The sequence below is a fragment of the Bradyrhizobium sp. Leo78 genome (genome assembly GCF_059512425.1).
In genome coordinates, this window is sequence record NZ_JCAMOT010000222.1 from 1 (window position 1) to 446 (window position 446).

At 59.9% G+C, this 446-nt stretch carries 1 protein-coding gene; it reads left to right on the forward strand.

The window, feature by feature from the left end:
* The coding region (locus AC5ZG1_RS44390) for a diguanylate cyclase (protein ID WP_496136569.1) at nt 1-446 on the forward strand (446 nt) is incomplete at both ends.

Below are 446 nucleotides of genomic sequence, written 5' to 3' on the forward strand. Positions count from 1 at the left end.
GTCGTCACCGATCATCACATGCCCGATATGAGCGGCTACGAGCTGACGCGGCGCATCCGCCATCGCTTCGGTTCGGACCGGTTGCGCGTCATCGGCGTCTCCTCCTCCAACGATCGTATGCTGTCCGCGAGTTTTCTCAAAGCCGGCGCCAGCGATTTCGTCTATCGGCCCTTCGTCGCCGAGGAGCTGCAATGCCGCATCGCCAACAATGCGGAAACGCTGGCGCAGATGCGCCAGTTGAGGGCCGCTGCAGCCTGCGACTATCTCACCGGCCTCTATAACCGCCGCTATTTCTACGACAATGGCCCGAAGCTGGTGAACGAGTGCCTGCGATTGAAAGTGCCGAGCTCGGTCGCCATTCTCGATATTGACCACTTCAAGCGGCTGAACGACACATACGGCCACGAGATCGGCGACAAGGTGTTGAAGGCGGTTGCAAACAGGCT